The organism is Serratia sp. FDAARGOS_506, assembly GCF_003812745.1.
Lineage (GTDB): Bacteria > Pseudomonadota > Gammaproteobacteria > Enterobacterales > Enterobacteriaceae > Serratia.
Map to the genome: position 1 here is coordinate 2,407,301 of NZ_CP033831.1, position 13,412 is coordinate 2,420,712.

General features: G+C 59.4%; 16 protein-coding genes. 10 read left to right on the forward strand and 6 right to left on the reverse strand.

The window, feature by feature from the left end; genetic code table 11:
• Nucleotides 1–50 precede the first annotated feature (50 nt).
• Nucleotides 51–818 (forward strand): NAD(P)H-dependent oxidoreductase, encoded by a 768-nt coding sequence (locus tag EGY12_RS11645; protein WP_123893719.1) that lies wholly within the window; start codon nt 51–53, stop codon nt 816–818.
• Here EGY12_RS11645 and EGY12_RS11650 read toward each other — a convergent pair.
• Entirely contained in the window at nt 815–1,063 is a 249-nt protein-coding gene (locus tag EGY12_RS11650) for a hypothetical protein (protein ID WP_016928938.1), read from the reverse strand. The genes EGY12_RS11645 and EGY12_RS11650 overlap by 4 nt on opposite strands.
• 194 nt (nt 1,064–1,257) lie before the next feature.
• Between EGY12_RS11650 and EGY12_RS11655 the strand changes: the two genes are divergently transcribed.
• On the forward strand, nt 1,258–1,662 hold the full coding sequence (locus EGY12_RS11655) for an Exc2 family lipoprotein (RefSeq protein WP_123893721.1): 405 nt from the start codon (nt 1,258–1,260) through the stop codon (nt 1,660–1,662).
• Nucleotides 1,663–1,769: 107 nt separating this feature from the next.
• Nucleotides 1,770–2,411: a DsbA family protein gene (locus EGY12_RS11660; protein WP_123893723.1), complete on the forward strand. Its 642-nt coding sequence runs from the start codon at nt 1,770–1,772 to the stop codon at nt 2,409–2,411.
• Between the two features lie 35 nt (nt 2,412–2,446).
• Here EGY12_RS11660 and EGY12_RS11665 read toward each other — a convergent pair whose 3' ends face one another.
• Nucleotides 2,447–3,169: a phosphatase PAP2 family protein gene (locus EGY12_RS11665; protein WP_123893725.1), complete on the reverse strand. Its 723-nt coding sequence runs from the start codon at nt 3,167–3,169 to the stop codon at nt 2,447–2,449.
• A 223-nt stretch (nt 3,170–3,392) separates the two neighbouring features.
• On the opposite strand from EGY12_RS11665, the gene feaR reads away from it, so the two are divergent.
• A complete protein-coding gene (feaR, locus tag EGY12_RS11670) occupies nt 3,393–4,292 on the forward strand; it encodes a transcriptional regulator FeaR (RefSeq protein WP_123893727.1) in 900 nt (299 codons plus the stop codon).
• Between the two features lie 33 nt (nt 4,293–4,325).
• On the opposite strand, the gene EGY12_RS11675 is transcribed toward feaR, so the two are convergent.
• Together EGY12_RS11675 and leuE are read right to left on the reverse strand one after the other, a co-directional pair.
• On the reverse strand, nt 4,326–5,825 hold the full coding sequence (locus EGY12_RS11675; RefSeq protein ID WP_123893729.1) for an aldehyde dehydrogenase family protein: 1,500 nt from the start codon (nt 5,823–5,825) through the stop codon (nt 4,326–4,328).
• 159 nt (nt 5,826–5,984) lie between these two features.
• The gene (leuE, locus tag EGY12_RS11680; RefSeq protein ID WP_049273897.1) at nt 5,985–6,623 is read right to left on the reverse strand and encodes a leucine efflux protein LeuE; all 639 of its coding nucleotides are present in this window, start codon (nt 6,621–6,623) and stop codon (nt 5,985–5,987) included.
• A gap of 233 nt (nt 6,624–6,856) precedes the next feature.
• On the opposite strand from leuE, the gene EGY12_RS11685 reads away from it, so the two are divergent.
• Complete coding sequence (locus EGY12_RS11685; RefSeq protein WP_253722796.1) at nt 6,857–6,979, forward strand: 2OG-Fe(II) oxygenase; 123 nt, start codon at nt 6,857–6,859, stop codon at nt 6,977–6,979.
• On the opposite strand, the gene tehB is transcribed toward EGY12_RS11685, so the two are convergent.
• Nucleotides 6,974–7,837, reverse strand: a complete 864-nt coding sequence (gene tehB / locus EGY12_RS11690) for an SAM-dependent methyltransferase TehB (protein WP_123893731.1) — start codon at nt 7,835–7,837, stop codon at nt 6,974–6,976. The two genes, EGY12_RS11685 and tehB, sit on opposite strands and share 6 nt — an antisense overlap.
• Before the next feature lie 178 nt (nt 7,838–8,015).
• Between tehB and EGY12_RS11695 the strand changes: the two genes are divergently transcribed.
• Nucleotides 8,016–9,119: a DUF1615 domain-containing protein gene (locus EGY12_RS11695; RefSeq protein WP_123893733.1), complete on the forward strand. Its 1,104-nt coding sequence runs from the start codon at nt 8,016–8,018 to the stop codon at nt 9,117–9,119.
• A gap of 52 nt (nt 9,120–9,171) precedes the next feature.
• On the opposite strand, the gene EGY12_RS11700 is transcribed toward EGY12_RS11695, so the two are convergent.
• Nucleotides 9,172–10,851 carry an alpha-keto acid decarboxylase family protein gene (locus EGY12_RS11700; protein ID WP_123893734.1) on the reverse strand — a complete coding sequence of 560 codons (1,680 nt, stop codon included), beginning with the start codon at nt 10,849–10,851 and terminating at the stop codon, nt 9,172–9,174.
• 226 nt (nt 10,852–11,077) lie between these two features.
• Here EGY12_RS11700 and EGY12_RS23360 point away from each other — a divergent pair, with 226 nt between their 5' ends.
• The 4 genes from EGY12_RS23360 (at nt 11,078) to EGY12_RS11715 (ending at nt 13,365) form a co-directional block, all read left to right on the forward strand.
• A complete protein-coding gene (locus tag EGY12_RS23360) occupies nt 11,078–11,215 on the forward strand; it encodes a hypothetical protein (RefSeq protein WP_172962918.1) in 138 nt (45 codons plus the stop codon).
• Nucleotides 11,216–11,523: 308 nt separating this feature from the next.
• Nucleotides 11,524–11,952, forward strand: coding sequence for a universal stress protein (locus EGY12_RS11705; protein ID WP_123893737.1), 429 nt, complete (start codon nt 11,524–11,526; stop codon nt 11,950–11,952).
• Between the two features lie 207 nt (nt 11,953–12,159).
• A complete protein-coding gene (gene pagP, locus EGY12_RS11710) occupies nt 12,160–12,750 on the forward strand; it encodes a lipid IV(A) palmitoyltransferase PagP (protein WP_049202316.1) in 591 nt (196 codons plus the stop codon).
• 126 nt (nt 12,751–12,876) lie between these two features.
• Entirely contained in the window at nt 12,877–13,365 is a 489-nt protein-coding gene (locus EGY12_RS11715; protein ID WP_015376789.1) for a DUF2501 domain-containing protein, read from the forward strand.
• Nucleotides 13,366–13,412 lie beyond the last annotated feature (47 nt).

Consider the following 13,412-nt stretch of genomic DNA (forward strand, 5'->3'; position numbering starts at 1 on the left):
TGCGATAAAGCCACAGCATAGCAGCACAACCTTACAGCGGGAGAAACAGGATGAACGTGCTGATTGTGCTGGCTCACCCCGAGCCGCATTCTTTCAATGCCCATCTGGTCGAGCAGGCGCGCCAGGCCTGGCTGGCGCAGGGGCATCAGGTGAAGGTGGTCGATCTGTATCAGGAGGGATTTGATCCGCGCGAAGGCGCCGGCCATTACCCCAGCAGAAAGCAGGCAGACCGGTTCGATGCGATGCAGGAGCAGCGTCATCACTGGACGATCCAGGCGCTGCCGGCGGAGATCCGGCGACATATCGAGCTGCTGCACTGGGCGGATACGCTGGTGCTGCAGTTCCCTTTCTGGTGGTTCGGCGCACCGGCCATCATCAAGGGCTGGATGGATCGGGTCTTCGTGTACGGCGGGGTGTACGACAGCCGTCACCGTCATGAAAACGGCGTGATGCGCGGCAAACGGGCGCTGTTGACCGTCACCGCCGGTGCCTCCGCTCAGGCCTGTGCGCCGGACGGACGCGACGGTGATATGCGGTTGATGCTGTGGCCGATCATGCATGCGTTGCACTATATCGGTTTTAGCGTACTGGAGCCGTTTCTGGTCTATGGCGTGCGCGGCGGGTTGGCGGGCGAGGAGCGGCAGACGCAGAACGCCGCTTTGGCGCAGGTGACGCAGGCGTATCGGGAAGGCTTAAGCGATCTTGCCGCCTGGCCGGCGGTGCCGTTCAACCGCAATGAAGATTTTGACGCCGATCTGGCGCTGAAGCCCGGCGCGCCGGTCTACAGCCCGTTCGTGCGGCACCGCGATCCGGCTTAGAACCCGGCCTTCAGCAGCTCTTCGCGCAAGTCGTCGATAATCGCCGGCTCGATGTCGGGGAACTGCTGTTGGATATCGGCGATGGCTTCGGCCACGCTGGGGCCGGCGAAGGTGCCGGAGAAGGGCACCAGAGGCAGATTGGCATCGCTGTCCGGCAGTTCACCGCGGATGGTGCCGGTGATCATGCCCGCTTTTTTTTCCGCCGTGAGGTCGTACTCCCCCACGTTTTTGTCGATCGGTTTCATTGGCCGCCTCGCTGTCGGTGAGTGTTTACCCTGTTCTGTTAAAGCATAGTGTTTCAGGCAATGAATACCAATCAATGTATATAATATTAATATAAAACAATGTGATGCATTTTTTTGTCGTTTGACGTTCAGCGGGGCGCGGCGCTATGCTCGTGGCGCTAAAGGACCTTCCTCACTGAACAGGGACAGACGACATGAAAAGACAGAAAAGCGCGGCGCTGTTGATGCCGCTGTTGGCGCTTAGCGCCTGTACCCATCACCTCAGCAGCGCGGAACTGCATGCCAAGCATTACATTTATCAAACCCGCGACGATTTCGAACCGGGGTTTCGCACCGATGTGAACGGCAGCATTAAGAACGCCGTGCCGATGTTCGAACAGTTCTACCAGCAGGGAAAAAAGGATCGCGCGGCGGGCTTGGCGCGCAGCGAGGCGCAGAAAAAGGCCGATTACCTGGCCAGCCCTGAGTTCCAGCAGAACATGGAACACAAAACCATTTTCATCAATCGCGCCTACAGCGGTTCCGACAATCCTAAACGCCGCCAGGTGCTCTCGCAGGAAGCGGTGGGCGCCTATTGGGACGGTTACGAAGGGCGTTGACTTAATCCCACATAAACAGAAGGTAATAAAAACTGGCCTTCCATCGGTTATTTGATTATAAAAACCGTCGCTAAGGACGATGTTCATGATCGAAACCAGGAGTGTTTATGTTGGCAAAAGTTAAGCGTTCGTTCGCCGCCGCCGTCGTATTGATGTTGGCGTTGCCTGCGGTTCAGGCTGCGGATTACCGTGCGGGCGAGCAATACACCCGGCTGGACAAGCCGGTGGCCGCCGCGCCGGCGGTGGTGGAATTTTTCTCCTTCTACTGTGGCCCTTGCTATCAGTTCGCCGAAACCTACCGCGTAGGCAGTACCGTTGCTCAGGCGCTGCCCGCCGGTGAGAAAGTCACCAAGTATCACGTCAGCCTGATGGGCAAACTGGGCAATGAGCTGACCGAAGCCTGGGCGGTGGCGACGGTACTGGGCGCAGAAGACAAGATTGAAGGGGCGATGTTCGATGCGGTGCAGAAACAGCGCGCCGTCAACAGCGCCGAAGATATTCAGCGGGTGTTCACGGCGGCCGGCATCGATGCCGCTACCTATGAAAACGCGCGCCACAGCCTGCTGGTCAAAGGATTGATCGCCAAGCAGAACGAAGCGGTGAAAGCGTTCGACGTGCGCGGTACCCCGTCGTTCTACGTGGCAGGCAAATACAAGATAGACAATGCCGGCATGGCCAGCACCAGCGTTGAAGGCTATGCCAAAGAGTACGCGGCGGTGGTGCGTTACCTGTTGGACAAACAGCCCTAAACCGGGCCGTCAGGGCCCGGTGCTAGCCGCCGGGTCTATTTTTCCGCAGGCAAATCCAGCGCCTGGCGCAGCTCGTCGCGCGCTTGCCGATACTGTTGCTGGAAATCCTGCTGCTGTGAAAGCTGTTGGCTGATTACGCTGCCGGCGATGCGCCCCATCTCGATATCGGAAGGGTAGTGGATCCCCGCCACCACTCGGTTGTCACCGTATTGCCAGGCGCGCGTCATGATGGCAGCGCGCTTTTCCGGCACCATATTGGCCAGGGTGATACCCATCAGCGTGCCCAGCGTGGTGTGGCCGGAAGGCCAGGAGCCGGAGCTGGAGCGCTTGACGATCGGCTCGATGCGGCTGTCCAGCATATGCGGGCGCGGGCGCTTCCAGAAATCTTTCGCCGGATCGACCACCGCCGCTTCGGTCGCGACGATGCGATCGAAGAAGGCGCTCACGGCCGGCAACGCTTTGGCGTTGAACTTCGGCCCCATCACGTTGCTGTACACCCAGACGTTCTCTTCCGCATCCGCCTTGGCCTGGCTGGCCATTTCCGGCGTGCGTTTTTGCTGTATGTCGAGCACTTCCCGGAGTTCGCGCTGGGTCTGCGCCGAGTCGTTGGCCGGTGGCGGCGGCAGGATGTGGGTCAGATCTACCTGCTGCGCGGTGGTGAACGGTTGGGCCTCCTCGGCCGCCTGCGCGTGGAACGCGGTCAGGGCGCTGGTGGTAAACAAACACAGCGCTAAAACGGATTTCTGCAACGATTTCATCGGGTCATGTCCAGGGTGTCAAAGTGAAAGGGGAGCAGCCTGTATCTTTGGCGAGGCCTGTGACGATGAGATGACGGTTTCGTGGCGGATTGATGACGGTGCGCCGGGTGAACTGTGATCGCGGCGCCAAATCCCCCGTTCGCCATTGATTGTATGTTAATGGATTGTTATGGTGTTTTTCTGTTCAACGGCGCAGCATCGCAGCTGTTTGAAGGGAGAGATCATGACGGGATTGGCAACGCTCCGGGACGTCGGCTTCGAAGAGTGGCTGGGGAAAATCAACACCGCCTGCGGCAGATTCTGCGCGAAAACGCTGGGGCCGGGCTTCAGCGGTGCGATGCAGGAGTTCCGCGCCCATGCGCTGCGCCTGAGCGTGGTCGACGTGTCCCAGGCGCGGCTGTACCGCACGCCGCGCGAGATTGCCCGCAGCGACGGCGCGCATTTTTTTACCGTCTTCCAGCTGCGCGGCAGCGCGTTGATGGAGCAAGGCGATCGCCAGACGGTGCTCTCTCCCGGCGACATCACGCTGATCGACGCCTCACGGCCCAGCAGTTTCACCTTCCAGCGCGATTCGCGCCAAATCTCCCTGCTGTTGCCACGCGGCTGCCTGCCGGTGCCGCCGCCTTGTGCCCAGCGTCTTGGAGCAGAGCTCAGCGCGGTGCGCCTCAGCCGCCAACTGGTGCTGAGCAGCATGCAGGATCCTCAGCTCGCCGCGGCGGAAAGCGAGGCGGTGCTGAATGCACTGGCGGTGCTGCTGCGCCCGGCGCTGGCGCTCGAACAGGCGCGCCCGGAGGGGCAACAGCCGGTTTTCGATAAGGCCCTGGCGTTGATCGACAGGCATATTCAGTCGGCTCAGCTGCGCCCGGAATGGGTGGCGGCCGAGTTGGGGGTGTCGCTGCGTAGCCTGTATCGGCTGTTCGCCCGTCAGGGGCTGGTGGTGGCGCAGTACATCAGAAACCGCCGGCTGGATCTGTGCGCGCAGGCGCTGCGCAGTGCCGCCGGGCAGGAAAAGCTGGCCGGAGTCGGCCTCGACTGGGGTTTTGCCGATCACAGCCATTTCTCGACCGCTTTCAAGCAGCGTTTCGGCATGTCGCCGAGCGAGTACCGCCGGCAATATCAATAAGTCAGGGCGCGGGCCAGGCCCGCGCAGCTTCACTCAATAGCGGATGCAGACCGATTTGGTTTCGGTGTAAGCGTCCAGCCAATCCGGGCCGAAGTCACGGCCGCTGCCCGACTGTTTGAACCCGCCGAACGGCATGTTCGGGTCGATAAGCGTATGGGTGTTGACCCACACGGTGCCGGCCTGGATACGCGGCGTCAGCGCCATCGCTTTTTGCAGGCTGGTGGTCCACAGGCTGGCGGTCAGTCCGTAGTCGGTGTCGTTGGCCTTGCTCAGCGCCTCTTCGGCGCTCGCCACCCGGATCAGGTTAACCACCGGGCCGAACACCTCCTCGCGCGTCAGGTTCAGCCTGTCGTCCGGGTTGATCACCAGCGTCGGCGGGATGTAGAAGCCGTTGGTGTCCGGCCCGGCCGCGCCGCCGATAAGCTCGGCGTTTTTCGCCCGGGCGTCGTCCAGGTAGGCCGCCACCTTGTTACGGTGGGCGAGCGACACCAGCGGGTTAATTTGTGCGCCGGTGTCCATGCCCGGCCCGACCGACAGCGATTTCACCGCCTGTTCGAAACCGGCCACCAGTTGGTCATAGATCGGCGCTTCGATATAAATCCGCGAACTGGCGGCGCACACCTGCCCCTGATTGAGGAAGCTGCCGAGCATCAGGCCTTCGACCACCTGCTGCGGATCGGCGTCTTTCAGCACGATGGCCGGGTTTTTGCCGCCCAGCTCCAGCGTCACGCGGGTCAGGCGATCCGCTGCGGCGCGCGCGATGCTTTTGCCCACCGGCGTGGAGCCGGTAAAGCTGACTTTGGCGATCAGCGGATGTTCGGTCAGCGCCTTGCCGCACACGGTGCCGCGGCCGGTCACCACGTTGAACACGCCCGGCGGCACACCGGCTTCGCTCGCCAGTTCGGCCATGCGCAGCAGGGTGAGCGGGGTGGTTTCCGACGGCTTGATGACGATGGAACAGCCCGCCGCCAGCGCCGGCATCACTTTCCACATGCCGATCATCAGCGGGAAGTTCCAGGGCACGATGCCGGCAACCACGCCGATCGGTTCTTTACGGGTATAAACCTGATATTTGGCGCCCGGCGGCATCGGAATGGAGACGTCCAGCGTCTGGCCGGTGATTTTGGTCGCCAGACCGGCGGTGTAGCGCATCCAGTTCAGGGTACTGCCGACTTCGAAGGCGCGGGCGATGTTGATGGACTTGCCCTGCTCCAGGGTTTCCAGTTGTGCCAGCTCCTCGGCGTGTTGCTCCACCAAATCGGCGTAGCGCAGCAGGATGCGTTCGCGCTCTACCGGCAGGCGCTGCGCCCAGACGCCTTCGCTGAAGGCTTTGTGGGCGGACTGCACCGCCAGCGCGACGTCTTGCTCGTTGGCGTCGGCGGTGGTGGCGATCTGCTGGCCATTGGCGGGGTTATACACCGCCAGGCGGCCTTCCGCGGCGGACGCGCGCCACTGGCCGTCGATATACAGCCCATGCTGACGATCGAGAAAACGCGACACGCTATCCAGCACGGCTACGGTATTGTCAGACATACATCCTCCGATCAGGCTCATCAGGTTATCGTTAACCCTGCAAGTCTAGATCAGTGGGAAAGCGGCGGCTTTGGTCTGCCTGACATTCGGTTTGCCCTGCGTGTCATTTTGCCGTGACGAACGAGTAAACAGCGGCCGGCGGGCGCCGGCCGGGAGGGATCACGAGCTCAGGGTCGCCAGACGGGTAGCGAAGCCGAGGAACAGCAGGCCGATCAGGCCGTTGCCGAGCTTCGCCAGGCCTTTCTTGTGATTGAAGAAATGCGCCAGCATCGCGCCGGAGAAGATCAGCGTGCTCATGTAGATAAAGCTGACGGCTTCGAGGATCAGCGCCAGAATGGTGAACGACAGCCCGGTGTGCGCGTAGTTGAAGTCGATGAACTGTACGAAGAACGACACGTAAAACAGGATGGCTTTCGGGTTGGTCAGGCTCAGCGTCAGCGACTTGCGCAGAATGCTGTGGCTGCCTTCAATTTGCTGCTGTTGCGCCTGCGCCTTCTGCACGAAGGTGGCGTAGAGGATTTTTGCGCCGAGGAACAGCAGATAAATCGCGCCGAGAAAACGTACCAGGGTAAACAGGAACGGCGTGGTGCGGATCAGCGAAGCCACGCCGATATAGGCGCAGAAGATCAGGATCGCATCGCCGATGAACACGCCGAGCGCCGCGGTGTAGCCGGCGCGCACGCCGCGCGATACGCCGGTTTTCAGTACGTACAGCGTATTCGGCCCCGGCAGAATGATAATGAAGACCACCCCGGCCAAATAGGTCCATAAATTCAGGACGCCAAAACTCTCTAACACAATAACCTCTCCATGCGCGCAACTAACAGGCAAAAACACTGGCCACGCCCGTGGCCGGCCGCGATCCTAACGCTGTGCAACCGGGTTGGCAACGTAATAAACTTCATGTTGTTGGTTAAAAATTGTCGAAACATTGTTGAAAACGTCGGCGCCGAATTAAAAAGCAAGAGTCGGCGTGTTTCGCCAACGGCCCGTCACACCGCCGAACCGGTAAAACGTGATGCGGTTTGACGATGCAGAGCAGATGGAGACGGCGGGCTAAAGGCCATTATCGGATCAATCTGTGCCATGGCGTCAGCCGGGTACGTGCCGGCCAACGCCACACGCTGGGGGTGATCTTTCACGACGCGCTATAGCTTGCGCGCCAGCAGGGTGGCGAAGCGCAGCGAGATGCGGTTGCCGGCGGCGTCGGTCTTGTGCAGTTGGCCGACGTCTTCGTTGTATTTGAGGATCTCCCAGTCACGATAATAATGCTTGAGCTCACCCGGGCTGAAGGTGAACGGGAACGGCAGCGGGCAGGGATAATCCTCGGTATCCATCGCCGCCACGATCAGGTTATGGCCGCCGCGCACGGTGCTGTCCTGCATGTTTTGCACGATATGCGGGATTTGCTGCCGCTCGAGGAACATCATCACCACAGTGGACAGGATGAAGTCGTATTCGCCGCTGAAGCGGTGGGTATTGAGATCCTGCACCCTGGCGCTCAGGCGGGTCAGCGGCTCGGCGTCGATGATCTGATTGAGGCGGTCTATCGAGGGTGCGTGCTTGTCCCAGGCGGTGACGTCGAAACCTTTCAGATTGAGATAGAGCGAATTGCGGCCACCGCCGCAGCCCAGATCCAGCGCCTTGCCCGGCGAGATGCGCGCCGCCGCCTCGATCACTTCAGAGTGGGTGCGCGTCAGTTCGTATTTCTTGTGGTAATAATCTTCCGGCGTGCAGTAAAACGCCAGCCGGCAGGTCATGTCGTCCGAGAAGGAAACGATGCGATGCCACTGCTGCGGTTCGATAAACGGCGGCTGGCTTTCGGGGCTGAATTGCCAGATCTCGGTGGTGGCGCCGTCTTCGGTCATCATGGCGAACGTCAGGCTGCCGCTCAGCACGGTAAGCTTCGCCCAGGTGCCGCTCTGGGTGTTGTGGCGCTGGCGGAAGGCCTCCGGCAGCGTGTCGTTGTTCCATTCCGGCAGGGTTTTGTAGCAAAGCAGCTGCTGCTCCATAGGGGGCTCCTCTGGCTGGGCAAGCAAAGTGATTTATATGATGTATATAAAATACATTTTTATCGTTCGTTTGAACATAGCGGCCTGACGGAAAGGCGCGGCGATATCTTTATACTGGATTGTGTGCGGCGGCTGGGCTAATTTCAGTGCTGTTCATGTCATCACGTTCAGGGAAAAGATGCCGATACCTCGTTTATTTCACCCGACGCCCTTCCGTTGGCTGAGCCTGGCCGCGCTGCTGGCGCTGGCGGGCTGTACCAGTAAAACCACCACCACGGCGCCGGCGGCGCGCCCCGCCGACGTCAAAGCGCGACTGATGACGCTGATCCCGGCCAACGCCGGCGATCGTCAGGGCTGGGCCACCGATATCACCGCCGCGTTCGCCGCGCAGGGCATCGAGCCGAGCGATGAGAACCTGTGTTCGGTGCTGGCGGTGACCGAACAGGAGTCGACATTCCAGGCTAACCCGCAGGTGCCGGGGCTGCCGAAGATCGCCTGGAAGGAGATCGATCGCCGTGCCGATCAGATGCACATCCCGAACTTTTTGGTGCACACCGCGCTGAAGATTTCGTCGTCGAACGGGCAGAGCTACAGCGAGCGCCTGGATAAGGTACGCACCGAAAAGGATCTGAGCGATATCTTCGATGACATGATCGACCGCGTGCCGATGGGGCAGAAGCTGTTCGGCCATTTAAACCCGGTACATACCGGCGGCCCGATGCAGGTGAGCGTCGCTTTCGCTGAGGCGCATGCCAAAGGGTATCCTTATCCGGTTGACGGTTCGATTCGGCGCGAAGTCTTCAGCCGGCGCGGCGGCATGTACTTCGGCATTATGCATTTGCTGGGGTATCCGGCCGATTACAGTCGGCCGATTTATCGCTTTGCCGACTTCAACGCCGGCTGGTACGCCAGCCGCAACGCGGCGTTCCAAAACGCGGTCAGCCGGGCGAGTGCGATTCCGCTGGCGCTGGACGGCGACCTGATCGATTTCGGCAGCGATAAGCCCGGCTCGACAGAACTGGCGGTGCGCACGCTCGGCAAGCGCCTGAACATGAGCGACAGCGCCATTCGTCGGGCGCTGGAGAAAGGCAACACGGCCGGCTTTGCCGACACCGACCTGTATAAGAAGGTCTTTGCGTTGGCGGGCGGCAAGCTGCCGCGCGAGATGCTGCCGGGTATCCAGCTGGAGAGCCCGAAAATCACCCGCAAGCTGACCACCGCCTGGTTCGCCAAGCGGGTGGATGAGCGCCGCCAGCGCTGCATGGCGCGCGCCGGCGGGTAACCCAAAAGAAAACGCCGCCGGTGGCCTGAACCACCGGCGGCGCGATTGCGCCTCAGACGCTGCGGCGCGGGTTAGTCAGGCCGAAGTTGAAGCTGTTGCAGCGGTTGCAGAACTCTTTCATTACCGGCGGTGTATCCATCATCGGCACTTTCACCTCGATAAACGCCAGCCGATCCTGCCGCGAGGCGTGCTCCAGGGCCATTTCCAGCTGCTGCGTGGTTTCCACTGCCACGCAGAACGGCTGCGCCTGGGTATTCAGCACCGCGGGCAACTTGGCGTAGTCCCATGGGCCGATGTCGTTGTAGGACGAGTTTTCACCGAGGATATAGCGCTCGATGGTGTAGCCATCGTTGTTGATCAGGAAGATGATCGGCTTTTGCTCGCAGCGCAGCAGGGTAGATACTTCCTGCGCGGTGAGCTGGAAGGAGCCGTCACCGATGAACAGCAGGTGCCGGCGCTCCGGCGCCGCCATCAGGGTGCCGAGCAGCGCCGGCAGGGTATAGCCGATCGACCCCCAGATCGGTTGGTTGACTACCTTGACGCCGCCGGGCATGCGCATGCCGCCGATGGCGGCACCCGAGGTGCCATTTTCCACCACCACCACGTCATCCGCCTGGATAAATCGCTGGATCCGTTGCCACAGATAGGCCTGGTCGATGGGGGTATCGCTCGGCGTCGCCAGCTTCTCACGCGGATCGGGCAGCGGCGCCAGGGGCTGTACCGGCGCGTCTTCACTCAGATCCAGCAGCGCCTGCAGCAGATCCGCCGTCGCCACCGCCGGGTAGGAAGTGTTGTCCAACTTCAGCGAGAACGGCTGGATATCCACCTGAGCGGCGGCGGGAATTTGCTGCGAGAAATAGCCGGTGGTGGAGTCCACCAGACGCACGCCGAAGCTCAGTACGCAGTCTGAGTGGGCCATGCGTTCATACAGTTCGGGGCGCGACAGGTTGCCGCTGTAGCCGCCCATCCAACCGGCGGTATCTTCCGGAATAATGCATTTGGCGGTCGGCATATTGGTCAGCGGAATAGCAAAGCGGTGAGCGACGTCGATAACCTGCTGCTGCAGCTGATAACGATCCACCATTTGGTCGACCAACATGATCGGGCGCTGTGCGCGTTTTATTTTGGTTAACAGCGCCATCGCCGCTAATTGCACATTGTATTTATCGCTGGCCGGCAACTGCGGTGCCGCTGCGGCTGCGGCAACTTCAATTTCGACGTCGCAAATATCGGAAGGCAGCTGTAAATAGACCGGTTTCTTCTCTATCCAGGCGCGGGAAATAACGCGTGGAATTTCCTGTGCGGCATTTTCCGGCGTAATCAAGGCTTGAGCAACGGTGAATTGTTTAAAACAGTTCATGACGTTGTCGAAATTGCCATCGCCCAAAGTATGGTGCAATAGCTGATGATTTTTCATCGCGTGCAGCGGCGGCGTGCCGGCGATGCAGACCACCGGCGAGGATTCGGCATAGGCGCCGGCGATGCCGGACAGCGCGGCCAGATCGCCGACGCCGTAGGTGACGATCAGCGCGCCGGCGCCTTTCATTCGGGCGTAGCCGTCGGCGGCGTAGGAGGCGTTCAACTCATTGCAATTGCCGATAAACGCCAGCCGTTCATCGCTTTCCAGCAGTTCCAGCAGGCTGAGGTTGTAGTCGCCGGGCACGCCGTAAATGCGATCGACGTTCAAGGCGTGAAGCTGTTGCAGAATGAATGACCCGATAGTTATTTTCATTGATTGCTCCGGATTATTTATCTTTATTTTGTCAGGCGAAAATCAGCAAAAATAAATTGCTGGCGATGTTGTGTCGTTAGCTTTAACAGTTATTTAAAGCGTCGGCTTGTTCAAGACAGAGTTGGCAGCCGGTAAATTGGCGGTTTGTATTCGGCGCTTTACGCGATTGAGTAATACATAAAAAGTAGGGTTATTGCGTGTTGGCGTATGGCGGTATTTTTCATTGATGGCATATCGACAGAAAAACGGCGCCGTGTTGGCATTTATCCTGATGCAGGGGAAATCACTCGGTACTTTTGACGCCGCGTTAAATCCTGTCGAGGGACACCCGGCTGTTGGTCTGGAAAAGAAAAACCGCAGCTGACGTAAAGGGGGATTTTAGTGATCTGCCGCACGCTTATTTCAAGAAACCATTCTGCAACCAATTAAAAACCAAAAATTAACAATGATCGTTTTTTATTCGTCGATTTTCGTCAGCTTTGCTTTACGGGGCGGCAGTGCGCGCCACGTCGGGCCGGCGTTAAAATACGCCGACACGGGCACTCATATAACGTGGTGGCCATCACATTCCGTGGGAAGTGATACGTAAACTTTTCTCTACGTGCACGCAAATGACGTATACCTACCAGAGAGGGTGGTGCCCCAGTGGCACTGACCGATGGGGAAAGAGCGATGAAAAGCTATCGACACATTCTGGTACTGATTCACGATGAACGCGATGGGCGGCCGTTGCTGCGTCAAACGGTGGCGATGGTGCACGGGCTGCCGATCGCCATCACCGTCGGCCACCTTAACGCCGACTATGCGGAGCTGGAGTACGGCAGCGATGCGTTGGTCAAAGATCGTCAGGCGCAGGAGGTGATCGCCGCCAAGGCGATGCTGAGCCGGCTGGTGAGCGCGGTCGATGCGCCGGTGGCGGTCAAGGAAATCGTCACCATCCGGCGCTTTAAAGACGTCAGCGATTTCATTCATCAGGCCGGTATCGATCTGGTGGTGGTCGGGCACCAAAACCGCCTGTTCGGTCTCTATTCCTCTTATTCTCTGGAGTTCGTGAACCGTCTCGATGTCGATGTGTTGGTCAAGCACCTTTCCCGCGAATAGCGTGCGACAAAGCGGACTTTTCCCACGGTTTTGCCGCCCGAAAAGCGATAGCATATGAAGACCGGTGCAACCTGTTAAAAGTTATTGGGAATTTTCCGGTGCTAAACTTAACCACAGCACAACGGGCGTTGGATAAATTAGATACAGCTTGATCTTGCCTGGGCTATCGGTAAGAATCTTCGGCCGTATTTTTACAGGAGCTTTACGATGTTTCTCAAACGGACTCTTTTGGCATGTTCTCTGGCGTTGATATTTCCTGCACTGCCTTCTTACGCTGAGGTTGGTACAGAAAGTGGCAATACCGCGCAGGCTGAAAAACCGGGTCTATGGCAGCGCTTTACCCATAACGTGGCGGAGACCTGGAACAACTCGCCTAACCACGATCTCTATATCCCGGCCATTACCTGGCACAACCGCTGGACTTACGATGACGAACATATCGATAAGTACAACGAGCGCCCGTGGGGGGCGGGCTACGGCATCTCCCGCTACGACAGCGACGGTGACTGGCATGGCATCTACATCATGGCGTTCAAGGATTCCTTCAACAAGTGGGAGCCGATCGGCGGTTACGCTTACGAGAAGATCTGGCGCCCGCTGGATGACAAGGATTTCCGCCTGGGGCTGGGCTTCACCGCCAGCGTCACCGCGCGCGACAACTGGAAATACATTCCTATCCCGGCCCCGCTGCCGTTGGCCTCTATCGGCTATCAGCGGCTGACGTTCCAGGCGACCTACATTCCCGGCACCTATAACAACGGCAACGTATTCTTCGCCTGGCTGCGCTGGCAGTTCTAAATTTCCTGAATTCCGAAAAACGGCGCGGTGGCGAGATAAAAGGAACTTGTCGCCGCCGGCGGCGTCGGAAGGGTATCCCGGCGCGTTGCGCCGATCGCATGCCGTTATTACAGGAGTTTTACCACTATGATCACCAAACATCGTTTACTGCTGGCTTTGGCGCTGTCCGCTACCCTGGCCAGCGGCGCCACTCAGGCCGCCGGACTGATGGATTCGCTCAGCAGCGCAGCGGGCGAACTGAGCAAATCGGGCGGCGACAGCAGCGGTGGCATGTCGCTCTCCTCGCTAACCGGCCTGCTGAACGGTGGCGACAAGGCGTTGAGCTCCAGCAGCATGACCAATGCCGCCGGTATCCTGCAGTACTGCGTGAAAAACAACGTGCTGTCGGCTAACGGTGCCGAAGGGGTGAAAGATCAGCTGCTCAGCAAGCTGGGCATCACCAGCACCGAAAACGCCAAGAGCCAGGATTATCAGCAGGGCCTGGGCGGCTTGCTGCAGACCGGCGAAGGCAAAAGCCTGGATCTGAACAGCCTGGGCACCTCGCAGATCACCGAGAAGGTGAAGCAAAAAGCCTGCGATCTGGTGCTGAAACAGGGTAAATCCTTTATTTCATGATGAACGAACGGCGGAGCGCTCCGCCGTTTTTTTGCATAAGCAGGAAA